24 protein-coding genes and 1 tRNA gene are annotated in these 25,362 nt (G+C 65.1%); 15 read left to right on the plus strand and 10 right to left on the minus strand.

The window, feature by feature from the left end; all coding sequences use genetic code 11:
- Positions 1 to 44: 44 nt before the first annotated feature.
- A complete protein-coding gene (locus tag GM910_RS08540) occupies positions 45 to 2,234 on the minus strand; it encodes an anthranilate synthase (RefSeq protein WP_159587103.1) in 2,190 nt (729 codons plus the stop codon).
- 201 nt (positions 2,235 to 2,435) lie between these two features.
- Positions 2,436 to 3,209, minus strand: a complete 774-nt coding sequence (locus tag GM910_RS08545) for a phosphatase PAP2 family protein (protein ID WP_246225917.1) — start codon at positions 3,207 to 3,209, stop codon at positions 2,436 to 2,438.
- Positions 3,210 to 3,310: 101 nt separating this feature from the next.
- Between GM910_RS08545 and GM910_RS08550 the strand changes: the two genes are divergently transcribed.
- Both GM910_RS08550 and rnk read left to right on the plus strand, forming a co-directional pair.
- Positions 3,311 to 4,441, plus strand: coding sequence for a site-2 protease family protein (locus tag GM910_RS08550; protein WP_159587105.1), 1,131 nt, complete (start codon positions 3,311 to 3,313; stop codon positions 4,439 to 4,441).
- Positions 4,442 to 4,681: 240 nt separating this feature from the next.
- Positions 4,682 to 5,092 (plus strand): nucleoside diphosphate kinase regulator, encoded by a 411-nt coding sequence (gene rnk / locus GM910_RS08555; RefSeq protein WP_159587106.1) that lies wholly within the window; start codon positions 4,682 to 4,684, stop codon positions 5,090 to 5,092.
- 189 nt (positions 5,093 to 5,281) lie between these two features.
- On the opposite strand, the gene choV is transcribed toward rnk, so the two are convergent.
- The 3 genes from choV to GM910_RS08570 all read right to left on the minus strand — a co-directional run bounded on the left by choV (position 5,282) and on the right by GM910_RS08570 (position 8,362).
- Positions 5,282 to 6,484, minus strand: coding sequence for a choline ABC transporter ATP-binding protein (gene choV, locus GM910_RS08560; RefSeq protein ID WP_159587107.1), 1,203 nt, complete (start codon positions 6,482 to 6,484; stop codon positions 5,282 to 5,284).
- Complete coding sequence (choW, locus tag GM910_RS08565) at positions 6,481 to 7,335, minus strand: choline ABC transporter permease subunit (RefSeq protein ID WP_159587108.1); 855 nt, start codon at positions 7,333 to 7,335, stop codon at positions 6,481 to 6,483. The genes choV and choW overlap by 4 nt, the downstream gene beginning before the upstream one ends.
- A gap of 79 nt (positions 7,336 to 7,414) precedes the next feature.
- The gene (locus GM910_RS08570) at positions 7,415 to 8,362 is read right to left on the minus strand and encodes a choline ABC transporter substrate-binding protein (protein ID WP_159587109.1); all 948 of its coding nucleotides are present in this window, start codon (positions 8,360 to 8,362) and stop codon (positions 7,415 to 7,417) included.
- Positions 8,363 to 8,598: 236 nt separating this feature from the next.
- Here GM910_RS08570 and GM910_RS08575 point away from each other — a divergent pair, with 236 nt between their 5' ends.
- From GM910_RS08575 to GM910_RS08605, 7 genes are all read left to right on the plus strand, one after another.
- The gene (locus GM910_RS08575) at positions 8,599 to 9,213 is read left to right on the plus strand and encodes a thymidine kinase (protein ID WP_159587110.1); all 615 of its coding nucleotides are present in this window, start codon (positions 8,599 to 8,601) and stop codon (positions 9,211 to 9,213) included.
- Between the two features lie 149 nt (positions 9,214 to 9,362).
- On the plus strand, positions 9,363 to 10,484 hold the full coding sequence (locus GM910_RS08580; RefSeq protein WP_159587111.1) for a DUF2333 family protein: 1,122 nt from the start codon (positions 9,363 to 9,365) through the stop codon (positions 10,482 to 10,484).
- A 251-nt stretch (positions 10,485 to 10,735) separates the two neighbouring features.
- Entirely contained in the window at positions 10,736 to 12,415 is a 1,680-nt protein-coding gene (locus GM910_RS08585; protein ID WP_159587112.1) for a formate--tetrahydrofolate ligase, read from the plus strand.
- A 29-nt stretch (positions 12,416 to 12,444) separates the two neighbouring features.
- Positions 12,445 to 13,206 (plus strand): 3-hydroxyacyl-CoA dehydrogenase, encoded by a 762-nt coding sequence (locus tag GM910_RS08590; RefSeq protein ID WP_159587113.1) that lies wholly within the window; start codon positions 12,445 to 12,447, stop codon positions 13,204 to 13,206.
- Position 13,207: 1 nt separating this feature from the next.
- Positions 13,208 to 14,365 carry a CaiB/BaiF CoA transferase family protein gene (locus GM910_RS08595; protein WP_159587114.1) on the plus strand — a complete coding sequence of 386 codons (1,158 nt, stop codon included), beginning with the start codon at positions 13,208 to 13,210 and terminating at the stop codon, positions 14,363 to 14,365.
- Positions 14,366 to 14,379: 14 nt separating this feature from the next.
- Positions 14,380 to 15,129 carry a HugZ family pyridoxamine 5'-phosphate oxidase gene (locus tag GM910_RS08600; RefSeq protein ID WP_159587115.1) on the plus strand — a complete coding sequence of 250 codons (750 nt, stop codon included), beginning with the start codon at positions 14,380 to 14,382 and terminating at the stop codon, positions 15,127 to 15,129.
- A gap of 4 nt (positions 15,130 to 15,133) precedes the next feature.
- Complete coding sequence (locus tag GM910_RS08605) at positions 15,134 to 15,940, plus strand: TrmH family RNA methyltransferase (protein ID WP_159587116.1); 807 nt, start codon at positions 15,134 to 15,136, stop codon at positions 15,938 to 15,940.
- Positions 15,941 to 16,026: 86 nt separating this feature from the next.
- Here GM910_RS08605 and GM910_RS08610 read toward each other — a convergent pair whose 3' ends face one another.
- Entirely contained in the window at positions 16,027 to 17,241 is a 1,215-nt protein-coding gene (locus GM910_RS08610; protein ID WP_159587117.1) for a coiled-coil domain-containing protein, read from the minus strand.
- Between the two features lie 101 nt (positions 17,242 to 17,342).
- Entirely contained in the window at positions 17,343 to 17,873 is a 531-nt protein-coding gene (locus GM910_RS08615) for a DUF1134 domain-containing protein (protein WP_425482664.1), read from the minus strand.
- 350 nt (positions 17,874 to 18,223) lie between these two features.
- Here GM910_RS08615 and chpT point away from each other — a divergent pair, with 350 nt between their 5' ends.
- Both chpT and GM910_RS08625 read left to right on the plus strand, forming a co-directional pair.
- Entirely contained in the window at positions 18,224 to 18,853 is a 630-nt protein-coding gene (gene chpT, locus GM910_RS08620) for a histidine phosphotransferase ChpT (protein ID WP_159587119.1), read from the plus strand.
- A 98-nt stretch (positions 18,854 to 18,951) separates the two neighbouring features.
- A complete protein-coding gene (locus tag GM910_RS08625; protein ID WP_159587120.1) occupies positions 18,952 to 19,320 on the plus strand; it encodes a response regulator in 369 nt (122 codons plus the stop codon).
- Between the two features lie 129 nt (positions 19,321 to 19,449).
- On the opposite strand, the gene ctrA is transcribed toward GM910_RS08625, so the two are convergent.
- Positions 19,450 to 20,145 carry a response regulator transcription factor CtrA gene (gene ctrA / locus GM910_RS08630; RefSeq protein ID WP_159587121.1) on the minus strand — a complete coding sequence of 232 codons (696 nt, stop codon included), beginning with the start codon at positions 20,143 to 20,145 and terminating at the stop codon, positions 19,450 to 19,452.
- A gap of 451 nt (positions 20,146 to 20,596) precedes the next feature.
- Here ctrA and GM910_RS08635 point away from each other — a divergent pair, with 451 nt between their 5' ends.
- Together GM910_RS08635 and bla are read left to right on the plus strand one after the other, a co-directional pair.
- Positions 20,597 to 20,971 carry a flagellar export protein FliJ gene (locus GM910_RS08635; RefSeq protein WP_159587122.1) on the plus strand — a complete coding sequence of 125 codons (375 nt, stop codon included), beginning with the start codon at positions 20,597 to 20,599 and terminating at the stop codon, positions 20,969 to 20,971.
- A 156-nt stretch (positions 20,972 to 21,127) separates the two neighbouring features.
- Positions 21,128 to 22,006: a class A beta-lactamase gene (gene bla, locus GM910_RS08640; RefSeq protein ID WP_159587123.1), complete on the plus strand. Its 879-nt coding sequence runs from the start codon at positions 21,128 to 21,130 to the stop codon at positions 22,004 to 22,006.
- Positions 22,007 to 22,039: 33 nt separating this feature from the next.
- Here the strand turns inward: bla and sciP are convergent, their stop codons facing one another.
- A complete protein-coding gene (sciP, locus tag GM910_RS08645; protein WP_159587124.1) occupies positions 22,040 to 22,315 on the minus strand; it encodes a CtrA inhibitor SciP in 276 nt (91 codons plus the stop codon).
- A gap of 261 nt (positions 22,316 to 22,576) precedes the next feature.
- Here sciP and mnmA point away from each other — a divergent pair, with 261 nt between their 5' ends.
- On the plus strand, positions 22,577 to 23,752 hold the full coding sequence (gene mnmA, locus GM910_RS08650; protein ID WP_159587125.1) for a tRNA 2-thiouridine(34) synthase MnmA: 1,176 nt from the start codon (positions 22,577 to 22,579) through the stop codon (positions 23,750 to 23,752).
- Positions 23,753 to 23,818: 66 nt separating this feature from the next.
- On the opposite strand, the gene GM910_RS08655 is transcribed toward mnmA, so the two are convergent.
- Positions 23,819 to 24,772, minus strand: a complete 954-nt coding sequence (locus GM910_RS08655; protein WP_159587126.1) for a Gfo/Idh/MocA family protein — start codon at positions 24,770 to 24,772, stop codon at positions 23,819 to 23,821.
- Positions 24,773 to 24,998: 226 nt separating this feature from the next.
- Between GM910_RS08655 and GM910_RS08660 the strand changes: the two genes are divergently transcribed.
- Positions 24,999 to 25,075, plus strand: a tRNA-Met gene (locus GM910_RS08660).
- The last annotated feature ends 287 nt before the right edge of the window (positions 25,076 to 25,362 follow it).

Genomic DNA, 25,362 nt, shown 5'->3' on the forward strand with positions numbered 1-25,362 from the left:
CTCGCAAATTTGCCGTCACGCGCGGGCGTCGCGGCCGGCACCCCTCACGCCGCCTTCACCTTCGCCTTGCCCGGCAGATGCGCGACCACGTTCTCGATCATGCGCATGCCGGCGTTCTGGCCCAGCGTCATAATGGATTCGGGGTGGAACTGCACGGCCGCCACCGGCTCGCTCTCGTGCTCGATGGCCATCACCACGCCGTCCTCGGTTTCCGCCGTGACGACGAAGGCCTCGGGCATGCGCGAAGGATCGGCGAAGATGGAGTGGTAGCGCCCCACCGTCACCTCGTGCGGCAGGCCGGAGAAGACGAGGCTGTTGCCGCCGGCACGGATGCGCGACGGCTTGCCGTGCACGGGCTCGCGCAGGTGGCGCAGCGCGCCGCCATAGGCCTCCACCAGCGCCTGCAGCCCCAGACACACGCCGAAGATCGGCAGGTTGCGCGCCCGCGCCTTGGCGATCGTCGCTGCGCAATCGAAATCGGCCGGCGTACCCGGTCCCGGCGAAAGCACCACGAGATCGGGATCGACGCGGTCGAAGACGGCCTCGGCCACCGGCGTGCGCACGGTGGTGACGGCCGCTCCCGTCTGGCGGAAATAGTTGGCCAGGGTGTGGACGAAGGAATCCTCGTGGTCGACAAGCAGGATCTTCACGCCCTCGCCGACCTTCGCCGCCTCTCTCGCCTCTTGTCCCATGTTGGTTTTCCCTGCCTCGCGGATGGCCGACAGCATGGCGGAGGCCTTCAGCTCCGTCTCTGCCTCTTCCTCCGCTCCGTCGGAATCGAAAAGGAGCGTTGCACCCGCCCGCACCTCGGCCGTGCCGTCCTTGATGCGGATGGTCCGGAGTGTCAGCCCCGTGTTCATGTCGCCGTTGAAATGGACCATGCCGACGGCGCCTCCGTACCAGGCGCGCGGACTCTTCTCGTTGTCCTCGATAAAGCGCATGGCCCACAGCTTCGGCGCGCCGGTGACGGTAACCGCCCAGGCATGGGAGAGGAAGGCATCGAAAGCGTCCATGCCCTCGCGCAGGCGGCCCTCGATGTGGTCGACCGTGTGGATGAGGCGCGAATACATCTCGATCTGGCGCCGGCCGATCACGCGCACCGAGCCCGGCTCGCACACGCGGCTCTTGTCGTTGCGGTCGACGTCGGAGCACATGGTCAGCTCCGACTCGTCCTTCTTGGAATTCAGGAGCTTCAGGATCTGCTCGGAATCGGAGATGGCATCGCCGCCGCGCTTGATGGTGCCGGAAATAGGGCAGGTCTCCACGCGCCTTCCCGACACGCGCACGAACATCTCCGGAGAGGCGCCGATGAGATACTCGCGCTCGCCAAGGTTGATGAAGAACGAATAGGGCGAGGGGTTGATCTGTTTCAGGCGGCGGGAGATTGCCGACGGGCGGTTCTGGCAGTGCTCGAAGAACATCTGCCCCGGAACGACTTCGAAGAGATCGCCGCGCCGGAAGCTTTCCTTCGCCTTTTCCACCAGTTTCGCGTATTCGCCTGGCTCGTGATCGGCGCGCGGCGGCACGCGGATTCCTGGCTGGAACGGCTCTTCACGGCCCTCGCGCGGCTGGCCTTCGGTGGAAAAACCCTTGCCCGAATAGTCGTAGCGGTCGTGCCAGGCCTTGGCCGCATGGTGGTCGACGACGAGGATTTCGTCCGGCAGGTAGAGAACGAGGTCGCGCTGGCTTTCCGGCCGATCGAGCTTCAGCGCCACGGGATCGAACTGGAAGGCGAGATCGTAGCCGAAGGCGCCGTAAAGCCCGAGATTGTCATCGTTCTCCGTATGGAAGAGGCTCGTGACGGCCCTGAGCACGGTGAAGACGGAAGGAACGCGCGAGCGCTCCTCCTCCGATACGATTTCCCTCGGCTCGGCAACCGCAACCTCGAGCAGACGCGGGCCTCGCGCCGTCATGGCGACGTCCGGCAGGCCTTCGATGGCCGTGCCCAGCGCCGGCAGCATGACCTCCCCACGCCCGTTCAGCGCCTCGACCTTCATGGCCCGTCCGCGCGCCGAAATCACCAGCGGCGGGTCGATGATGGCGGTATCCCAGCGCGTATAGCGGCCCGGATATTCGTAGTTGGAGGAGAAGACGGCGCCGCGGCGCGCATCCAGCGCATCGATATAGGTGTCGATGGCGCCGCCATAGGGCGTCTCGCTGCGGGTGCGGACAACGCTTATGCCGCCCGCCGTGACGAACCGCTCGCCGCCGTTTTCCAAGACTTCCACGCTCATTCTCCGCTCCCTTTCAAGCGCCGCCGGGAAGCCCTCATAATGAAAATGGCCGCCCGGTTTTCACCTGCGGCCAATCGTCGAAGTTGCACGCAAATGCTTGCGCCGGCCGCAGTCAGCGGGCCCACCACCAAAGCTTTGCGTTCGCAACCGTGTTCATGCGCCTTCCATAGCCGCGAAAGGGCGCATGCGCAACTGCTTTGGTCATGCACCGCCATCCTGGCCGTCGCCGTCCTGGCGGTGCCCGCTCCTCTTCGCCGCATTGCCGCGGCGGTACTGGAGCAGCGAAGCGACGAGCCATGTGAGGCTTGCCCAAGCCGCGCCCAGCGCCCAGCCGGCCGCCACATCGCTCGGCCAATGGACGCCGAGATAGACACGGGTGATGCCGACGGCGACCGAAATGACGAGAGCCATGAAGAGCACATAAAGCCGCACCCGCAGATCGCCGAAGAAGCGTATGACGAGGGCGGCCAGCGTAAGATAGGCGACGGTGGCCACGAGGGCGTGGCCGCTCGGGAAGCTGGGCGTGTGGACGATGTCGAGATGGGCGGCGAGATCGGGCCTCGGGCGCTCATAATACCGCTTCAGAAAATGCGATACGAGCGCGCCCGATCCGACCGAAAGCACGGCGTAAAGCGCCGGCCCGTGGCGCCGTGTGACAACCAGCAGGCCGACGACAGCGGCAAGCGCGAGAAGGACGAGCGTGTAGCCGCCGAGCGCGGTGATCTCCAGCGCCACCTCCTCCAGCCAAGGCGGTCCGAGCGGATCGGAGGGGTCGGCGGGATTGCGCAGGGCGAGGAAAAGCCACCGGTCGAGGGCGCGGATCTCGCCCTCGGCCACCTCGTCGGCGATCGCGAGAAAGGCATAGACGCCGAAGGCGAGCACCGCCAGCACGACGACCGGCCCCACGGCCTCCCGGCGCTGCTTCATGCCGCGCACGAGGCCGGTCACGGCCGTAACAATCGCGTTGTCCGCCAAATGCCTGCGCCTCCACATCGAAATGCCGCGCTTGAAAATGGTGCCGCGGCGACAAATGTCCCCTATGTTGGGATATAGGTCCCGCGGGAGCATGATGCACGATGATATGGTCTTTCAATATCGGCAGGATCCTCGGCACGACGGTGCGCATCCACGTCACCTTCCTGCTCCTGCTCGTCTGGATCTGGTTCATGCACTACCGGATCGGCGGCGCGGCCGCTGCCTGGGAGGGCGTGGCATTCATCCTTGCCGTCTTCGCCTGCGTGGTGCTGCACGAGTTCGGCCATGCCCTTGCCGCGCGCCGCTACGGCATCAGGACGCCGGACATCACGCTTTTGCCGATCGGCGGACTGGCGCGTCTGGAACGCATGCCCGAGGAACCGGGCCAGGAGTTCGTCATCGCCGTGGCAGGCCCTCTGGTCAATGTCGTCATCGCCGTCCTCATCTTCCTGGCGCTCGGCGGTTCGGCCGGCATCGAACAGATGATGCAGGTGGAGGACCCGCGCGCCGATTTTCTCGTGCGGCTTGCCGGCGTCAACGTCTTCCTGGTGCTGTTCAACATGATCCCCGCCTTTCCCATGGACGGCGGGCGCGTGCTGCGCGCCCTTCTCGCCACGCGGATGACCTGGGCGCGGGCCACCCAGATCGCGGCCAATATCGGCCAGGGGCTCGCCTTCCTGTTCGGCTTCCTGGGGCTGCTCTACAATCCACTGCTCATCTTCATCGCCATCTTCGTCTATCTGGCAGCGGCGGCCGAGGCGCAGAACGCGCAGATCCGCGACATCGCCAACAGCGTTCTGACGGGCGACGTGATGGTGACGGAGTTCGCCGCCCTCGACCGCTCCGCGAGTATCGGCGAGGCCATCGAGCGGCTGCTCGCCACCACGCAAAACGAGTTTCCCATCCTCGACGCATACGGCCGCATGGAAGGACTTCTGACGCGCAACGACATGATCGCCGCGCTGAAGGAGACCGGCCCCGAGACGCCCGTGGTCGGCGCCATGCGCACCGACCTTCCCTCCGTCCATCGGCGCCAGAGCCTGACGGAGGGTTTTCGCCTGATGCAGGAGAAGAACGCGCCTGCCGTCGCCGTGGTCGACAGCGACGGCCGCCTGGTCGGGCTGCTCACCCACGAAACCATCGGTGAGATGATGATGGTGCGGGCGGCCATGCCCGAAGGCTTCCGCTTCGGCCGCCTGAGAAGGCCGCCGCCGATGCCCCGCCGTCCTTGACACGGGCCCCGCCCTGACCCACTTTCTTTTTATGGTGCGGAATTTGATTTCTCCCCTCTACCTTCTTCGGGTGTGTCCCCTCGCGGGACGCTAACCCCGGGGTCCGGTGCCATGCGCCTCCGGATCGCGGGGCGCAACGAAGCCGCAGCCCTAATGGGATCGTGGCGGACAAGAGCACTTCCAGGCGCAATCACAAAAGAACAAAAGCCGCAGATGGCGGCAGTCCTTGGATCGAAAGCCATGCAGAAGAAGGCCGGACGCAAGCCCAAGATCATCGTTTCCAGAACCGACCACGACCGCCTGCTCGGTCTCGCCACGGCGATGGAGGAGCACGACCCCGTGTTTGCGGAAACCATGATCGCCGAACTGGAGCGCGCCCGCGTGGTCGAGGATTCCGCACTCCCCGAAACGGTGGTGCGCATGGGATCCACCCTCACCTACACGGCCGATGAGGCCCCGCCCACCACCGTGACACTCGTCTTCCCCGTGGAGGCGGATATCGCCCAGGGCAAGATTTCCGTGACGACGCCGGTCGGCGCCGTGCTGGTCGGTCTGTCGGCCGGCCAGTCGATCGACTGGACAGCGCGCAACGGACGTACCCACCGGCTTACGGTCACCGACGTTCGCCAGCCGGTGAAGAAGGCGAGCTAATGCCAGCGGCCCTTATGTTTGACCGCTGGTGGTGCGTCGATGTTCAGGCATGGATCCTCGGGCTTGACCCGAGGATCCATGCCTGAACGGTCCAATAGACAAAACAGTCAAGCTAAGGGCCATTGGTTGGGAAGCCCGTTCGAGTGGGCTCGGCTGGACGAAAAGGCGGAGCCGCACCGCCCTCGGCCGTCAGTCCTCCCCGGGGCTGCCCCTGACGATCGCCTTCAGAACGTCGCGCACGCCGATGGCGCCGAGAAAACGGGAGGCTTCGTCGAACACCGCAACGGGCGCCGTTTCCGACTGGTGCATGGCCTGCATCACCGTCTTCAGCGATGTGCCGGCATGCGCCCAGTAGACCTTCGGCTTGTTTTCCGGCAGCTCTTCCGTGTTGTCGCACGAGACCCAGATGGCCGGCTGGCCGTCACGCTCGGCGTCCACCACGAGCATGTTCTCGTCGAACTTGAAACGCGTCGTCTGCCGGCGGTCGAGCCACAGCCAGCCCTCGCCGGCACCTTTGAGATCGCGCGCGTCCCGCATCACGTTCCACGCCGTCAGCACCGACAACGGGTTCACATTGGCGATGAAGTCGCGCACGTAGTCGTTCTGGGGCCTGAGCACGATGTCCTCCGGAGTGCCGGTCTGGACGATGCGCCCGCCCTCCATGATGGAGATGCGGTTGCCGATCTTCAGCGCCTCCTCGAGGTCGTGGCTGACGAAGAGGATGGTCTTCTTCAGCCGCTCCTGCAGTTCGATCAGCTCGTCCTGCAGCTTGGTGCGGATCAGCGGGTCGAGCGCGGAGAAGGGCTCGTCCATCAGGAGGATGGGCGCCTCCGTGGCAAAGGCGCGGGCAAGGCCCACGCGCTGCTGCATACCGCCGGAAAGCTCATGTGCGTATTTGCCCGCCCAATCCTCCAGATGCACCAGCTCGAGCTGCGCCATCACGCGCTCCTGGCGCTCCTTCGCCGGCACGCCCGAAAGCTCCAGCCCGAAGCCGACATTCTCCGCCACCGTGCGCCAGGGCAGAAGCGCGAACTGCTGGAACACCATGGCTACGCACTCGCGGCGGATCTTCCTGAGCTCGCTCTCCGAGCAGTTTACGACGCTGGCCGACCAGTCGCCGTCGTGAACGATCACCTCGCCGCGCGCCACCTTGTTGAGCCGGTTGACGGCGCGCAACAGCGTCGATTTTCCGGAGCCCGAAAGCCCCATCAGCACGGAGATCTCGCCGCGCTCGACCGCCAGGTCGCAACCGGCGCAGCCGAGCACCGCGCCGGTCTTCTCCAGGATCTCGGCGCGGCTCGCGCCTGCGTCCACCATGGGCAGTGCCGCGGCGCGCTCCCGGTCGGTGCCGAAGATGATATCGACGGCACGGAAATCGACGGCCGGTCTCATCGCTCGCCCTCCTTGCCGATGCGGGCCATGCGGTCGAGGATGATGGCCAGGACGACGATGGCGAGCCCCGCTTCAAGCCCCAGCGGGATATTGACGGAGTTCAAGGCCCGCACCACCGGCTTGCCGAGGCCGTTGGCGCCGATGAGGGCGGCGATGACCACCATGGACAGCGACAGCATGATGCACTGGGTGAGCCCCGCCATGATGGAGGGAAGTGCCGCCGGCAGCTCCACCTTCCACAGAAGCTGGTTGCGCGTCGCCCCGAAGGCGTGGCCCGCCTCCAGCATCGGCTTCGGCACCGAGGTGATGCCGAGATAGGTGAGCCGGATGGGCGCCGGCGAGGCGAAAATGACGGTGACGATGAGGCCCGGCGCCGCACCCAGGCCGAAAAGGATAAGCACCGGAATGAGATAGACGAAGGTCGGCAGGGTCTGCATGAGGTCAAGGACGGGGCGCAGGACCTGGTAGACCCGCTCGCTGTGGGCTGCCCAGATGCCGACGGGAACGCCGATCGCCATGGAGGCAGCGGCCGCGGCGACGACGAGGACCAGCGTCTCCACCGTCTCCTTCCACAGGCCCTGATTGACGATGAAGAGGAGCCCGATGGCGACGCCCAGCGCCAGTTTCCACGAGCGCTGCAGGAGAAAAGCGAGGACGGCGACCGCCACCACGACCACGCTCGGCGGCAGCCACAAAAGGAACCCGGCCATCCCGTCGAGGACGGTTGCAAGCCCGCTGGCCAGATTGTCGAAAAGCCAAGCGAAATTGGTTGTCAGAAAGTCGAAAAATTCGCGGCCCCATCTGCCGATGGGAATTTTCCAGGCCGCGATCCATTGTGTCAGGGGATCCATTGGGTTGGCGGTCTCCTGTTATCGGTGGAGGAAGGGAGGCGGGAAAGCGGACGCCCGAGAGGCGGCGCCCGCGCTCAACTCACATCCCCAGATGCGCCTTGACGGCTTCCATCGCGTCGCCGCCATCGAAGGTGGTCACGCCTTCGAGCCAGGGGCCCAGCGCGTCCGGGTTCTCCTTCAGCCAGGCGGCGGCCGCGGCCTCGGGATCCTCGCCCTCGTCGAGGATGGCACCCATGATCTCGTTTTCCATCTGCAGCGAGAAGACCATGTTCTTCAGAAGCTGTCCGAGATTGGGGCACTCCTCGGTCAGCCCCGCGCGCACGTTCGTGTGCACCGTGGCGCCGCCGTAGTTCGGGCCGAACACCTCGTCGCCGCCTTCCAGGTAGGCCATGTCGATATTGGCGTTCATCGGGTGCGGCTCCCAGCCAAGGAAGACCACGTGCTCTTCGCGCTGCACGGCGCGGCGCACCTGCGAGAGCATGCCTGCCTCCGAGCTTTCCACGACCTCGAAACCGGCAAGATCGAATGTATCGTTCTCGATCATGTCGAGGATCAGCCGGTTGCCGTCGTTGCCCGGCTCGATGCCGTAGATCTCGCCACCCAGCTCGTCGCGGAATTTGGCGATGTCGGCGAAGCTCTTGAGGCCCGCGTCATAGGTGTATTGGGGCACGGCGAGCGTGTATTTGGCACCTTCCAGGTTGGTGACGACGGTCTCCACCGAGCCGTCCGCGCGATAGGGCGCGATGTCGGCTTCCATGGTGGGCATCCAGTTGCCGAGGAAGACGTCGACGTCGCCGTTCTTGAGCGAAGCGTAGGTTACCGGCACGGAGAGCACTTGCGTTTCCGGCTGGTAGCCGAGCCCTTCCAGAACCGTGGAAGCCGTCGCCGTGGTGGCGGTGATGTCGGTCCAGCCGACATCGGAGAAGGTGATGGAGCGGCATTCCTCCGGCTCGGCGGCAAGGGCCGTACCCGTGCAAAGGCCGATGGCCACGCCGAAGCCGGCCGCGGTGCGTTTAAGGTAGGACATGACGGTTCTCCCCTGGAAAGTTGTTCGACATATTTTTTTGCACCAGCGCCGTTTAACCGGCTTCACTGTTTTGTTCAAACGCAAGCATCATTTGAGGCCGGCCGCAAGCAGAAAGGACGATCTCAAAGCCGCGCTGCCCCGCCCGCCGCGGCGCCATTCCGGTGGAAGACCGTCGTCGCCGCGTTTCACAAGCCGCTGATGCTGTTATCAGGCAATGGACCGGAACGGCGAAGACGATGGCCAAGCTCTATTTCCACTACGCGACGATGAATGCCGGCAAGACCACCATGCTCCTGCAGGCGTCCTACAACTACCGCGAGCGCGGCATGTCGACCATGCTGTTCGTCGCCGGCCACTACCGCAAGGACGGGGCCGGCCACATCGCCTCGCGCATCGGGCTGGAGGCGGATGCCGAGATGTTCCGCGACGGCGACGACCTCTTCGCGCGCGTCGCCGAGCATCACCGGCACACCACCACCCACTGCGTCTTCATCGACGAGGCGCAGTTCCTGGCCGACGAGCAGGTGTGGCAGCTTGCGCGCATCGCCGACCGGCTCGACATCCCCGTCATGTGCTACGGCCTGCGCACCGATTTTCAGGGCAAGCTCTTCACCGGCTCGCGCGCGCTTCTGGCGATCGCCGACGAGTTGCGCGAGGTGCGCACCATCTGCCGCTGCGGCCGCAAGGCGACCATGGTCGTGCGGCTGGGCCCCGACGGCAAGGTGGCCAAGGAAGGCGAGCAGGTGGCCATCGGCAAGGACGTCTACGTGTCGCTGTGCCGCAGGCATTGGGAGGAGGAGATGGGCCGCTGGCGGGCGGAGGACCTTATCGGCTTTACCGGGGCGGAATAGCGGCGGACGGTCCAGTGGTGCGATCCTGACAGATGGTACCCATCTGTTTGGGTCAGGCCACCAGGTTGTGGAAGTGCCGAAAAGTGCTTATCTCAACGCACTTGGCGCTTCTGAGGCGTCTCTGCGGTTTCGCCTGAGGGAGGCGCTTGGTGTCCGGTTCGATCGTCGATTTCTTTGCCCGCATATTCGCCGCGCTCGGCCGCGGCATCGGCCGCTTCCTGGCGTGGCTTGTCTGGCCGTTCTTGGCGCTCGGCCGCTGGTACAAGCGCCGGGGGTGGATCGTGCGCGGCGTGGTGGGCGCCGTCGTTGTCCTTTTCATCGGGCTTTACGCCTATTTCTTCTGGCAGACCCAGGTGTGGACCGGCTTCGACCGGGATTACGTTCAGGCCTATGATCTGACGAACCGAGGCGTATCGGCCGGCGAGCCGGTGGCCGCGACGGGCGAGGAGGGACCGCGCACATGCGGCCGCGCGGCCATCGCCGACGTCGCCGCCGATCTCACCGATATCAACGTCAACCAGAACGCGTGGATATCCTCCATGCTTCTCTACAAGCTCGGCTTCTTCGGCCTCGACTGGGACGACACGCCATTCTTCGACAACAAGGCCTCCTTCCAGCGCGGCGTCAACCAGGCGGTGCGGCGGACCTCGGTGGAACTGGTCGACGCGCTCGGCCGCGTGCGCGGCACCTCGCAGATCGACGGCGACCTGCAGAAGGCGCGCGAGAGCATCCAGTTCTCGGAGGACGCCTGGTATTTCGGGCTTTCCCCGTTCGGCCCCAAGACGCCGACGCCGGGATTCTACCGCACGGCGATCACCTCGCTGCGCGCCTTCAACGACCGGCTGGAGGCCTGCGACGCCGTGTTCGACGCACGCGCCGACAATCTCATCCAGTTTCTCGACCGCATCGCCAACGACATCGGCTCCACCTCGGCCATCCTGCGCGAGCGCTCGGAGAACTATAACAGCGGCTGGTTCGACACACGCGCCGACGACCGCTTCTGGTTCGCCTACGGCCAGCTCTACGGCTATTACGGCCTGCTTCACGCGGCACGGGCGGATTTCGAGGATGTCGTGGCGCAACGCTCGCTGGGCTCGCTGTGGGACACGACAGAGAACCAGCTCCGCGCCGCCCTCAACATCACCCCTTTCATCATCTCCAACGGGCGCGAAGCCGGCTGGATCATGCCCACGCATCTGGCGACCATGGGGTTCTATATCCTGCGGGTTCGGTCGAACCTGGTGGAGCTGAGGCAGGTGCTGGATCGGTGACACGGAGTGAGTGGTGAATAGTGAGTAGTGGGACGCGGAGATGCCGGCGCTTCCCTCTACAACGCAAGCACGGCAACGCCGCTCGGCACCACTACTCTCTACTCACTATTCACCACTCCCTCCCTCTGTCGCATTTCGCGCATTATCCGCCTTTTTCGGGATGGCACGGAGCAGCCTTGCGGGCCCTTATTGCCTGAAACCGGCAGGTGTGGCAGGCACATCCCAGCCGACGGCAATCGAGGAGGAGACGCATGGCCGAGGTGAAGTCCGATATTGAAATCGCGCGCGCGGCAAGGAAGAAGCCGATCCAGGAGATCGGCGCGAGGCTCGGCATCCCGCCTGAGCACCTTCTGCCGTACGGCCACGACAAGGCGAAGGTCTCGGCCGAATTCATCGCCGAGGCGCGCAGGAACGGCGACGGCAAGCTCATCCTCGTGACGGCCATCAACCCCACGCCCGCCGGCGAAGGCAAGACGACGACCACCGTCGGCCTCGGCGACGGCCTCAACCGCATCGGCAAGAAGACTGCCGTGTGCATCCGCGAAGCCTCTCTCGGCCCCTGCTTCGGCATGAAAGGGGGAGCTGCCGGCGGCGGCTATGCGCAGGTCGTGCCCATGGAGGACATGAACCTGCATTTCACCGGCGATTTCCACGCCATCACCTCGGCCCACAATCTTCTGTCCGCCCTCATCGACAATCACATCTACTGGGGCAACGCGGAAAACATCGACACACGCCGCATCGCCTGGCGCCGCGTCATGGACATGAACGACCGGGCACTGCGCCAGATCGTCGTCTCGCTAGGCGGCGTGGCCAACGGCTTTCCGCGCGAGACCGGCTTCGACATCACCGTCGCTTCGGAGGTGATGGCCATCCTGTGCCTTGCCACCGACTTGCATGATCTCGAAAAGCGCCTCGGCGACATCATCGTCGGCTACCGCCGCGACAAGAGCGCGGTCTTCGCCCGCGACATCAAGGCCGACGGCGCCATGGCCGTGCTCCTGAAGGACGCGCTGCAGCCCAATCTCGTGCAGACGCTGGAGAACAATCCCGCCTTCGTCCACGGCGGGCCCTTCGCCAACATCGCGCACGGCTGCAACTCCGTCATGGCCACCACGACGGCCTTGAAACTCGCAGACTACGTGGTGACGGAGGCCGGCTTCGGCGCCGACCTCGGCGCGGAAAAATTCTTCGACATCAAGTGCCGCAAGGCCGGCCTCAAACCCTCGGCCGCCGTCATCGTCGCCACCATACGGGCGCTGAAGATGAACGGCGGGGTGAAGAAGGAGGAACTGGGCGCGGAGGATGTCGAGGCGGTGACGAAGGGCTGCGCCAATCTCGGCCGCCACATCGAGAACGTGAAGCAGTTCGGCGTGCCGGCCATCGTCGCCATCAACCATTTCCATACCGACACCGAGGCCGAGATCGAGGCGGTGAAGGCTTATGTGGCGGCGCAGGGCGAGGAGGCGGTGCTGTGCCGGCACTGGGCCGAGGGCTCCGCAGGGATCGAGGAATTGGCGCGCAAGGTGGTGGCGCTCGCCGAGGGCGGCACCTCGCAATTCGCCCCGCTCTACCGCGAGGACATGCCGCTCTTCGAGAAGATCGACACCATCGTCAAGCGCATCTATCGCGGCTCGGAGGCGATCGCCGACAAATCCGTGCGCGCCCAGCTCAAGCAGTGGGAGGATCAGGGCTACGGCAACCTCCCGGTATGCATGGCGAAGACGCAGTATTCCTTCTCGACGGATCCGAACCTGCGCGGCGCGCCGACGGGGCACGTGGTGCCGGTGCGCGAGGTGCGGCTTTCGGCGGGCGCGGGCTTCATCGTCGCCATCTGCGGTGAGATCATGACCATGCCGGGCTTGCCCCGCACGCCATCGGCGGAGAAGATATTCCTTAACGAGCAAGGCTATATCGAAGGGCTGTTCTAGAGACGGCCGCAATCCAAGGGAGGCAATTCATGAACCCATCCGGCATCACCGCGTTCGTCACGGGCGGCGGTTCGGGCCTTGGCGAGGCGACGGCCAGGGCGCTGGCGGAAAGAGGCGCCAAGGTGGCGCTTGCCGATGTCGGCATGGAACGGGCGGAAAAGGTGGCCGGCGAGATCGGCGGGCTGGCGGTCAGGTGCGACGTGACAAGTGCGGAGGATGGCGAGGCGGCGATTGCCGCGGTCACGGAGAAGCTCGGTAGCCCGCGCATTCTCGTTAACTGCGCCGGCATTGCCGTCGCCATGAAGACGGTGGGCAAGGAGGGGCCGCATCCGCTCGACCTCTACCGCAAGGTGATCGAGGTTAACCTCATCGGTTCCTTCAACATGATCCGCCTCTTTGCCGCTCAGGCGCAGGAGTTGGAGCCGCTCGAGGGCGAGGAGCGCGGCGTCATCGTCAACACGGCGTCCGTCGCAGCTTTCGACGGGCAGATCGGCCAGGCCGCCTATTCGGCCTCGAAGGGCGGCATTGTTGGCATGACGCTGCCTGTCGCGCGTGACCTCGCCCGCGCCGGCATCCGCGTGTGCACCATCGCGCCCGGCATCTTCAAGACGCCGATGCTGGCCGGCCTGCCGGAAGACGCGCAGGCCTCGCTCGGCCAACAGGTGCCCTTCCCGCCGCGGCTGGGCGAGCCTTCGGAATATGCAGCGCTTGCCTGCCACATCGTGGAGAACCAGATGCTGAACGGCGAGACGATCAGGCTCGACGGCGCCATCCGGATGGCGCCGCGATAGGATGGGAGACGCCGGCAGAAGCGGCCCGCTATCCGGCCTGACCGTTGTCGAGATGGCGGGACTTGGGCCGGTGCCGCTGGCCGGCCTGATGCTGGCGGAGATGGGCGCGGACGTGCTGCGCATCGAACGCAAGAACGCCGGCCGCGCCTTCCTCGACGCGCCGCGCGAATACGATCTTGAACGCCATGGCCGGAAGATCCTGAAGCTCGATCTCAAAAACCCGGAGGGCTGCGCGCTGCTGCTGCGGCTCCTTGAGGGTGCGGACGTGCTTCTGGAGGGGTTTCGCCCGGGCGTGATGGAACGGTTGGGAGCCGGGCCGGAGGTGGCGCTGACGCGCAATCCACGGCTCGTCTACGGCCGCATGACTGGCTTCGGCCAGGACGGGCCGCTCAGCGCCCGCGCCGGCCACGACCTCACCTACCTCGCCTGGGCGGGCGTCCTTTCCACAATCGGGCCGAAGGGCGGCAAGCCCGTGCCGCCGCTTAATCTCGTCGGCGACTATGGCGGCGGCACCATGTTTCTCATTGCCGGCGTGCTGGCCGCCCTTTTCGAGCGGGAGCGGTCGGGCAAAGGGCAGGTGGTGGACGCGGCGATGGTCGACGGGGCGTCGATGCTGGCAGCCCCCTTCTTCGGCTTCATGGCGGCGGGGTTCTGGCGCGAAGGGCGCGGTGAAAACCTGCTCGACGGCGGCGCGCCGTTTTACGATACCTACGAAACGGCGGATGGCGGTCATGTCGCGGTCGCCTGCCTGGAGCCGCAGTTCTTTGCCGAATTCGCACGGCTCCTGCCGCTGGAGGAGCGGTTTGTCGAGGGACAATACGAGCGCGCGTTGTGGCCGGAGATGCGGGCGGCGGTCGCTGCGCGCTTCCGCGAGAAAAGCCGCGACGCGTGGACGGCCCTGTTCGAGGCGACGGATGCATGCGTGGCGCCGGTGCTCTCGCTCAAGGAAGCGACGGATCATCCGCACAATCGCGTCCGCGCGGTGCATCAGACGCGGGACGGCTTCACCCGCCCTGCGCCCGCGCCGCGCTTTACACGCACGCCCTCGCAGCGGGCGGAGCCGGCGGAGCCCGCCGTGTCGCTTTCTCGTTTCGGCGTCTCCGCCGCGGAACGGAAAACCCTTGAAGAGGCAGGCGTTATCGGCGAAGGCTCCGAATAGAAGGAGCATGGGCTATGGCGAAGGCCGATCCATTTCTTGAAACCGACGCGGAGGCGATCCGGCTGGCGAAGACGCTTCTGCGCACCGCCCGCTTCGGCGCGCTGGCCACGCTCGACGCCGACGGCGCGCCGCTGGCAACGCGGGTGGCGGTTGCGACCGATATGGATGGAGCGCCGCTGATCCTCATCTCCGCGCTATCGGCCCACACGGCGGCACTTGCGGCGGACCCGCGCTGTTCGCTGCTGGTCGGCGAGCCCGGCAAGGGCGACCCGCTCGCCCACCCGCGCCTGACGCTGAAAGCGCGAGCGGAGAGGCTGGCGCGCGGTACTGCCGATGCGGCGCATGCGGAACGGCGGTATCTGAACCGGCATCCGAAGGCGAAGCTTTATGCCGGCTTTGCGGATTTCTCCTTCTTCCGCCTGGAGCCGGAGGGCGGACTGCTCAACGGCGGCTTCGCCCGCGCCTATAGGCTGAAGCGCGAGGAGCTTCTGGCCGAGGGCACTGCCTCGGCGGCGCTTCTGGAGATGGAGCAGAGGGCCGTCGAGCATATGAACGAGGACCACGCGGACGCGGTGGAGAACTACGCAACCGCATTCGGCGACGCCGAGGCGGGAAGCTGGGTGCTGACGGGCATCGATCCGGAAGGTATCGACCTTGCCAAGGGCGACGAAGCGCGGCGCGTCTTCTTCGAGGCACCGCTGAAGGATGCCTCCGAGGTGCGGTCGGTGCTGGTTGCGATGGCGAAGAAGGCGCGCGGCGGCTGAGGCCATGTCCCGCGCGCTCATCCCCATAGACGATCCGCAAGACCCACGGATTTCCGCCTACCGCGACATCCGCGAGCGTGACCTTGTCGGCCGCGAGCGCCGGTTCGTCGCCGAGGGCAAGGTGGTGCTGAACGTACTCTTCTCCACCGCCCGCTTTAAAGCCGAGTCCGTGCTTCTGCGCGAGAGCCGGGTGGCTGGGATGGGCGAACTCATCGACCACGTGCCGCAGGACGTGCCGGTCTATGTGGCGGGCGGTGCGGTGATGGACGCCATTGCCGGCTTTCCGATGCATCGCGGCGTGCTGGCCATCGGCAAACGCGGAGAGGAAGAGAGTGTGGAGGCGCTTATCGCCCGCCTGCCGGAGCGGGCGCTGGTGGTGGCGCTTTCGGGCATTGCCAACCACGACAACATGGGCGCGATCCTCCGCAACGCGGCTGCCTTCGGCGCCGACGCGGTGCTGATGGACGCCGGCTGCTGCGACCCGCTCTACCGCAAGGCGATCCGCGTTTCGGTGGGCGCTGCGCTCAAAGTGCCCTTTGCGCGGGGCGACAGCGCGGAAGCGCTTGTCGAAGCACTCTCAGAGAGCGATTTCAAGATTCTCGCTTTGAGCCCCCGGGGGACGCGGGAGATCGACACCGTGAAGCGGGCACCGCGTACAGCGCTCCTGCTCGGTGCGGAGGGGCCGGGACTGCCGGCAACGCTGCTCGACCGCCTTCCCTCGGTGCGCATCGGCATGCGCGAAGACTTCGACAGCCTGAACGTGGCCGCCGCATCGGCCATCGCGCTGCATCGGCTTTGGGTGGAAACGTAGAGCCTATCTCTACAGTTGCCTTTTGTCGGCATTGGTAAAGCGACCCGCATGCGCTTTTCTCGCGCTCTTTAGGTGCAACTGTAGTGCTACTCTGCCGGCGCCGAGCCCTCGCGGAGGGTGCGGACGCGATCGGCCAGGCTTGGTGGGCGGATCTCGTCCTCGGGCGGTGCCGGCGGCAGCTCCGAAAGCGCCTTTTCGATGGGCGAGCCGGGACCTTCGAGGGCGGCGGCCATGTTCACCACTTCCGCCGCCAAGCTGGAGATTTGCTCGCGCAGGGCGTCGTCGCCCGGCCCCTCGTCCGCAGCGGCGATCGCCGCCCGCAGCTTCTTGTTCTCGCGCATCAAGGCGGCAAGCCGCGACTGCAGCCGTTCCACCTCCGATTTCCTTGCTGTGGACATCTCACCTCCTTCCCCACCTTCCTGGGCCAGTAGGGTCGATATTTGCAGTGAAAGATCGGCCACCTGCATCTCCAGCCGCGCCTTTGCCTCTTCCGCGTCAACGAGCAGGCTCGACCTCCCGTCATCGCCGCCCGCGGCTTCCCTGATCTTCCGCTTCAGGCGCGCGATCTCCTTTTCCTGCCGCTCCAACCGTTCGTCGCGCGTCGACAGATTGGTCATCATACGCTCGAGCTTGCGTTCCAGTTCCTCGGAACGCTTGCGCGCGACGTTCAGGGCCTCCTCCACCTTGGTCTTCTCGGAGGCCGCGGCACGTCTCGCCCGATCGGCTTCCCTGGCCTCGTTGCGCAAGCGCGTGATCGTGTCGTTGAGCCGCTCGATATCGGCTTCGCGCGCCACCAGCTCTACCTGGTGGCTGCTGGCGATAAGGCTCGACTCCTCGTAGAGGCGCGAAAGCTCCTCGACTTCCGCCGTCCGCTCGGCCAGGCTCCGCTCGGCCGCCGGCAGTTTCGCCGACAATGCCTTCATCCCCGCCTCACGCTCGGAAAGCTGCCTGGCGATATCGTCGTGCCGCGCCTGCAGGGCGGCCAGCGCCTCGTCGCGCGCGGCGCACTCTTCGCCAAGCCGCCTCGCCTCCTCGCGCTGGACGTTGATCTCAACCAGATCCTGGGCGGCCTTTTTCTTGATGGCTTCCGCCTTCATCTCCAGCCGCCGCGTCGTCATGGCATACCCGGCCCTGACGGCGTCGATCTCGGCCTGCAATTCCTCGCGCGACAGCGGCATCGACGCCTCGATGCGCTTGCGCGCGAGCACGCCGGCACGCCGCCACAGCGCCGGCGCCACCGCTAGAGCCAGCGCGGCCGCGACGAGGAAACCGAGAATGAATGATAGAACGGTCTGAATCACAGGGGCATATCCGTCGGCGATTGTCGGCCGCTACTGTGCCACGGCGGGCAGCGGCAAATCCAGTGTCCCGGTGGATTTGCCGGTTTGCCCGCCAGTCCGCCTCAGAAAGGATTCCAAGTCGGCCGTTGGGTTATCTTCAAATAACCGAGATTGACGCCCAACCGGGCGCCGACGCCGGTGCGGATCGGCACGATGAGCACGGGGCCGTTCTTGAGCACGTTGAAACCCAGGCCGGCGACGAGATAGGCGGAGCCGGCAACGCCCGCATAGCGCCGATAGAGCTCGCCCACGTCGTTGAGATTATAGACCAGAACCATGACGCGCGAGCCCTGGCCGCCAAAGTCCCAGCCGATGGACGGTCCCTGCCAATAGGTTGGATGATCGCCCGCATTCTTGGTGTAGAGCGTCCCCTCGCCATAGGTAAGGCCGCCGATGAGGGCACCGGATCCCTCCTCGCCCAGCACGTAGCCGTTGGGCAGCCCGTAGGTGGAAAAGACCTTTTCCACCACCGTCGCCAGGCCGCCGGTGGTGGTGCCGAAGAAATTGCTTCCGGCGTCGATGATCTCGTCCATCGTATAGCCGTTCTGGGCGTGAGCAGAGGGCGCGGGCAAGAGGATCGCCGCGCCCAGCATCGCCAGCGCCACAACGGCAAGGCGCGCCTTGGCGCGGCTAAAGAGGCTGGTTAGCATCGCTTTCATCTCCATTGCGAAGCGGCAGCAGCTCGAGGCCCATTGCGGCTTGGCTGCCTCTTACGAAAATTGGAAGGTAATCCGTAATCCTTTTTCAACCATTAAGCTGACGCCAAAAATGGCGTCGCCATGGTACGTTTCAGAGGGCATGCCGCGCCGAATATGGCCGCGCTTTGTTGCCGGCCAGCCCGCGATATGTAACGACAGTCGCGCCTGTCGATATGGCGATTCGCAGGCGTGGGCCCGGTTTCGCCCGCTAGGGGATTGGGATTTTGACTGGGGACGGTTCAAAGATGAATGACATTCTCTCGCTGAGTGCAACCGATCTGGCTGCGTTGCTGTGCAGCCGCGTGTGCCACGACATCATCTCGCCGGTGGGGGCGATCAGCAACGGCCTGGAGCTTCTGGACGAAGGGGGCGCGGACGAGGATGCGATGCAGCTCATCCGTACCAGCGCCAGGAATGCCTCTGCACGGCTGCAATTCGCCCGCATCGCCTTCGGCGCAGCGGGTTCGGCAGGCATGCAGATCGACACCGGCGATGCGCAGACTGTTGCCATGGCCTTCATCCACAATGAAAAGCCGGAGCTGGAATGGATCGGCGGCCGGGCGCTGTTGCCCAAGAACAAGGTGAAGCTGCTCCTGAACCTAGTCCTGGTGGCCAATACGGCCATTCCGCGCGGCGGCAAGCTGACGGTGCGGCTCGAGGATGTCGAGACGGCGCCGAAATTCACCGTCGCCGCGCACGGACCCATGATGCGTGTACCGCCAAAATTCCTCGAACTGCATTCGGGCCGGCCGCCCGAGGAGCCGATCGACGCGCACAGCGTGCAGTACTACTATACGCTGCTTCTTGCCCGCGAGACGGGCATGACCGTCTCCATCCATGCTTCCGCCGAAGAGATCGTGCTGACGGCAAATTAGCGAACAATTTACCAAGCCCGTTTGCGACGAATTTACCAGGCTTCGTTACCATACGCTCCCGGGGGTTGCGGCCACCGCCGGTTTGAAGGGAGCGGAAGATGAAGCGCTGTTTGATCGTCGACGACTCGAGCGTGATCCGCAGGGTCGCCAAGCGCATTCTTGCCGGTCCCGACATGCTGGTCGGGGAAGCCGCCACCGCTCACGAGGCTATCGACATCTGCCGGCACGAGATGCCGGAGATCATGATCGTCGACGGCCTTCTGCCCGACATGGATTCGGCCGACCTCATCCGGCGGCTTGTGGCGCTCGATCCCGAGGCCAAGCCGCACATCGTGTTGTGCATCAGCCAGTTCGACGTCGGCCGCATCATGCGCGCCAAGCGGGCCGGCGCCAGGGGGTTCATCCTGAAACCCTTCACCCGCGCCCAGCTTCTGGAAAGTTTTCGCGAGTTGGATGTGGCGGCATAGGGCGCTGTGTTTTTGCGGGGGTCCGGCCCTTCGGAAAAGCTCAGGACGGAGGGGGGCGCGAAGGGGCGCCGAGCCGGCCAATAAAAAACCCGGCATAAGCCGGGTCTTTCGGGGGACGCGCGTCGCCGATCAGGCGCTTTCGCGGATTTCCTCGGGCTCACGCAGCACATAGCCGCGGCCCCACACGGTCTCGATGTAGTTCTGGCCACCGGATGCCGTGTCCAGCTTCTTGCGCAGCTTGCAGATGAAGACGTCGATGATCTTCAGCTCCGGCTCGTCCATGCCGCCATAAAGATGGTTGAGGAACATTTCCTTGGTCAGCGTGGTGCCCTTCCGCAGGGAAAGCAGCTCCAGCATCTGGTATTCCTTGCCCGTCAGATGCACGCGCTGGCCGGCGACCTCGACGGTCTTGGCGTCCAGGTTCACCACCAGGTCTCCGGTGGTGATGATCGATTGGGCGTGACCCTTGGAGCGGCGCACGATGGCGTGGATGCGGGCGACCAGCTCGTCCTTGTGGAACGGCTTGGTCATATAATCGTCGGCACCGAAGCCGAGCCCCCTCACCTTGTCCTCGATGCCGGCCATGCCCGACAGGATGAGGATCGGCGTCTTGACCTTGGAAAGGCGCAGCGTCCTGAGCACCTCGTAGCCCGACATGTCGGGCAGGTTGAGGTCGAGAAGGATTATGTCGTAGTCGTAAAGCTTGCCGAGATCGACGCCCTCCTCGCCGAGGTCGGTCGTATAGACGTTGAAGCTTTCCGATTTCAGCATCAATTCGATGCTTTGTGCGGTCGCACTATCGTCTTCAATCAGCAGAACGCGCATTTCCTGTCCCCTTTCCGCCGCCGAACCGGGTCTGGCAGACATCCGGGCACCGCAGCAGTGATGCCTTGAATCGGAAGCTGCCATTTAATGGTTAACAAAATCTGATTCGTCCTTGCAAGTGCTAAGATCGCCTTTCAGCTTTCCCAGTCACACTGTTGAATCCAAATACGGAATCGCGCCCACCCATTTTCCTGCTCCAGCCGCCTTCTCACATCGATCACGGAGCCCGGAAAGCGGGCGATGAACCTTTGATCCCGTGCGCATCTTTACCGCGCCTTAAGTCCTGCGCCTTATGATTAACAACGCCCGTAAACGAATGGTTACCGTCGGCGGCGATTCTTAGGGTTTTGTTTTCCAAGATCGGCGGGATCGAGGCTGACGGGCACAAAAGACACGACGTTGGCCGGTGACGGATTTGCAGTATGGGGCCGCGTTTTCTGGGAGTCTGGAGATGAAGTCACGTACGAACCTCGTCCGGCTGAAGCAGTTTCAGGTGAACGAAAAACGCCGCCGTATCGCCCAGCTCGACGCCATGATCGCCGAGTTCAACCGCATGGCAGACGAGCTGGAAGCACAGGTTGCCGCCGAGGAGGCCAAGGCCGGCATCACCGACCAGAACCATTTCGCCTACCCCACCTTCGCCAAGGCGGCGCGGCTGCGCCGCGACAACCTGCGCACCTCCCAGACCGAGCTCGCCCAGCAAAAGGAGCAGGCCGAGGACGAACTGGCCGAGACCGAAGTCGAGCTCAGAAAAGCCGAGGCGCTGGAATCGCGCGACGGCAAGCAGCGCGGCGGCGAGGAGGGCGCGCACGCGCTGACCGGTTGAGACGCGGGCACTAGCAGCGCTTGGAATCCTCATCCTTTCCCGGAACGCGGCACGATTTCCACGCGACCATATCCCTCTCCCGGTAATGCCTCATTGGTGCCGGAATTGCTCGTTCCTCGATGGCCGGTCCGCCCCGCAATCGATTCGGAGCCTCGCATGACAGTCGGTATCTCCCGGCGCACGGTGCTTGCCGGCATTGCGCTTCCCCTTTTTGCCGCGACTCCGCTTGCCGATGCATATGCCTCGGAGAACCAGTTGCGCGAACGCATCGCCGCACTGGAGAAGCAGTCGGGCGGCAGGCTCGGACTGGCACTGCTCGACACGCGGAGCGGCACCAGCATCGCCCACCGCGCAGACGAGCGCTTTGCGATGTGCAGCACTTTCAAATTGCTTGCATGCGCGGCGGTGCTGGCGCGCGTGGATGCGGGCAAGGAACGGCTCGACCGCCGCATCGTCTATTCGAAGGTGGATCTGGTCGAATGGTCGCCGGTGACCGAAAAGCACGCCGATGGTTCGGGAATGGCACTGGCGGATATTTGCGAGGCGGCGATGACGCTGAGCGACAACACCGCAGGCAATCTTCTGCTCCAGAGCCTCGGCGGCCCCGCCGGCCTGACTGCCTTTGCGCGCTCGTTGGGCGACGAGGTGAGCCGGCTCGACCGGTACGAGACGGCACTCAACGACGTGTCCCCCGGCGATCCGCGCGACACGACCACGCCCGCCGCCATGCTCTCCAACCTGCGAAAGATCGTCCTCGGAACGGCGCTGTCGGCCCCGTCCCGCAAGCAGATCACACAATGGCTGCTCGCCAACAAGACCGGTGACAGGCGCCTTCGTGCCGGCCTCCCCTCCGGCTGGCGCGTCGGCGACAAGACCGGCACCAACCGGGACGGTGCCAACGATATCGCAATCGCTTGGCCGCCCGACCGCGCGCCGATCGTCATTTCCGCCTATCTGGCGGAAATGGATGTTCCCATGCGGGAACGAGACGCGGTTATCGAGAAACTTGGAGCGATCGCAGCGGCACTGGGCTGACCAGCCGGTGCCGGCGGCCCGCCGCCCTGGCGCTCAGTGGCGGTATTGCTGGATGCGGGTCGTGCGCAGGCCCTGAAGGCCGTATTCGTCGATGGAGGCCTGCCAGGACAGGAACTCCTCCACCGTCAGGCGATAGCGCTGGCAAGCCTCTTCCAGGCTCAACAGACCGCCGCGCACCGCGGCCACCACCTCCGCCTTGCGGCGGATGACCCAGCGACGCGTATTGGACGGCGGCAGGTCGGCTATCGTCAGCGGGCTGCCGTCAGGCCCAATCACATATTTCACGCGCGGTCGCACCAGATCGGTCATCGTACTCTCTACACTGAACCAAGACCCAATCAATCGCTGGGACGATATCGCCGCAGCTTTAAGAATTGCCTAAACGCGTGGTAAGAGTAGCGTAATACAAGTGAATCCGGCGTTAGGGATTTGCTCGGATTTTGATTCGAATGCCGACAATGCGCCGAGGCGGCATGGCGGCCATCTTGACCCGGCCGCGCCGCGTTGCCATTTAGCTTGGGCCATTTAGATTGGCCATGTAGCTTGCGATCAGGAACGGAATTGAGAGCAATGAACAGCCTCGACCTGCCGGGAGCGCCCAAGGACACACGCGTCGTCGTCGCCATGTCGGGCGGCGTCGATTCTTCCGTCGTGGCCGGCATTCTGGCGAGCGAAGGCTATGAGGTGGTCGGCGTCACGCTGCAGCTCTACGATCACGGTGCGGCCGTCCACCGGGCCGGCTCCTGCTGCGCCGGCCAGGACATCGACGACGCGCGCCGTGTGGCCGAGACGCTGGGCATCGCCCACTATGTGCTCAACTACGAGGAGCGCTTCCGCAAGGCCGTCATCGACCCCTTTGCCGAGAGCTACGTGTCCGGCGAGACGCCCATCCCTTGCGTTTCCTGCAATCAGACGGTGAAGTTCTCCGACCTTCTGGAGACCGCCCGCGACCTCGGCGCCGACGCGCTGGCCACCGGCCACTATATCCGCTCGAAGACCAACGGCGCACACAGGGCGCTCTATCGGCCGGTCGACGCCGACCGCGACCAGAGCTATTTCCTCTTCGCCACGACACAGGAGCAGATCGATTATCTGCGCTTTCCGCTGGGCGGTCTTTCCAAGCCCGAGGTCCGCAAGATCGCCGGGGAGATGGGCCTGTCCGTTGCCGCCAAGCAGGACAGCCAGGATATCTGCTTCGTCCCGCGCGGCAAGTATTCCGACATCATCGCCAAGCTGAAGCCGGAGGCTGCCACCCCCGGCGAGATCGTGCACATCGACGGCCGCGTCCTCGGTCGGCACGAAGGCATCCTGCGCTACACGATCGGCCAGCGCCGGGGCATCGGCATAGCCGCCGGCGAGCCGCTCTACGTCGTGCATCTCGACGCCGAACGGGCACGCGTCGTGGTCGGCCCGCGCGAGGCGCTGGAGACGCGACGGCTCACCCTGCGCCAGGTGAACTGGCTGGGCGACGGGCCGCTGGAGACGATACCCGAGGAAGGCATGGATCTCTACGCGAAGGTGCGCTCGACCCGCCCGCCGGCGCCGGCCACCCTTTACCACCGGGACGGCACCGCGTTCGTGGAGTTGCACGAGGGCGAGGCCGGGGTGGCGCCGGGCCAGGCCTGCGTGCTCTATTCCGACGACGGAGAGGAAGCGCGTGTCTTCGGCGGCGGCTTCATCGAGCGCTCGGAGCGACGCGCCGAGGCGGAGGCACAATTGGCGCGCCTGGTAGGCCTGCCGGCCTGAGGGCCGTTCAGCTCAAGCTCGTCTTGCCCGTCCACCGGTCGCCTCAGCGGCCGGTGAAAGGCGCCTTCAGTCGTGCGACACCGTGCCGGCGGTGAGGATGCGCAGCACCTCGATCGCTTCCTCGCCCGTGGTGCGTGGCTCGCTGCGCGTCTCGATGCAGTCGATGAAATGCTCCAGCTCGCGCGTCAGCGGCATGCCCTCCTCGACCGGCACGTAGGTCGGCTCGTTGGTCGTGAAGGCCCACTGGCCGCTGTCCTGCCAGACGGCGTGGCGATAGACGGCGAGCTTGCGCCCCCACGGCTCGACATCGTCGAACACGGCCATCGCCTTGGTGCCCACCACCGTCAGCCGCCGCTCGCGATAGGGATTGAGGCGCGAGGCGAAGAGGTGGCTCCTCAGCCCGTTCTCGAAAAGCATGTGCAGATGCGCGAAGTCGCTTAAATGATCGAGCAGCGCCGCCCCCTCGCCCCGCACCTCGACCGGCGCAGAACCGGTGATCGCCAGGATCATCGAGAGATCGTGCGGCGCCAGGTCCCACAGCGCATCGTTCTCGGTGTGGAATTTTCCAAGCCCCAGGCGGTGCGAGTGGATGTAGCGCACCTCGCCGAGCTCGCCCGCATCGATGAGCGTTTTCAGCGTCTCGAAGGCAGGGTGAAAGCGCAGCACGTGGCCGACCATGTAGATGCGGTTCGCCTTGCGCGCGGCCTTCACCGCCCTTTCGGCATCCTCGACGGTCAACGCGATCGGCTTTTCGACCAGCAGGTCCTTGCCGGCGGCGATGGCCTTCATCGCATAGTCGGCATGGAACTGCGGCGGCAGCGCCATCACCACGGCATCGATTTCCTTGTCCTCGAACAGGTCTTCCGGGTCGACGACGCGGCAGTCCTGCTCGCTGGCGAAGCCCTCGGCCCGCGGCCGATTGGCATCCGACACGGCGCTCAGAACGTCGAGCGACTTAAGCGTGCGGATATGGTTCGACCCCCAATACCCGCACCCCAGGACTGCGATTCGCGGCTTCATATAATCGTCACAAGATTTAGCGTTGCCGACACATATCGGCGCCGGCGCCGCAACTCAAGCCCCAGGCTGATGAAGGCCACGACGAAGGGTCGCAGCCACCCAGCCGAAATGCTTCTTTGCAAACAGCCGAGCCGCTTGACACCACCACGCGCACAACCTTATATCCGCCCGTCCTCGAAGGCGCCTGGCCCCGTCACCCACCGGCGATGCCCTGTGCGCCTCCTGCGGCGGAGTAGCTCAGTTGGTTAGAGCAGAGGAATCATAATCCTTGTGTCGGGGGTTCGAGTCCCTCCTCCGCTACCACATAATAAAATCAGTAACTTAGCTGAATTTCCAATCCGCTACCACCGTTCCCCCCGATGCTGGGGCGAGGTCATGCCGTCAGCACGAGGCCAGTTGCCCATCAGTGGTCGCTCTGCGACGGGAGAATGACCGTCTTGGGGCCGAAAGACTGTCCGCTATCGGGACGAACTTACCAGCAAGCGGCCGTTCCTTTAACCTCGCTACCGCGACAAAAACGAACCGGAAGTTCCGACCCGTTGCTGTCATTGGCGTCCGGGGCTACGAACGGTGCGATTGAGCCCACAACT

Origin of the sequence: Chelativorans xinjiangensis (assembly GCF_009812055.1) — a bacterium.
In the GTDB taxonomy this organism is placed as follows: domain Bacteria; phylum Pseudomonadota; class Alphaproteobacteria; order Rhizobiales; family Rhizobiaceae; genus Chelativorans; species Chelativorans xinjiangense.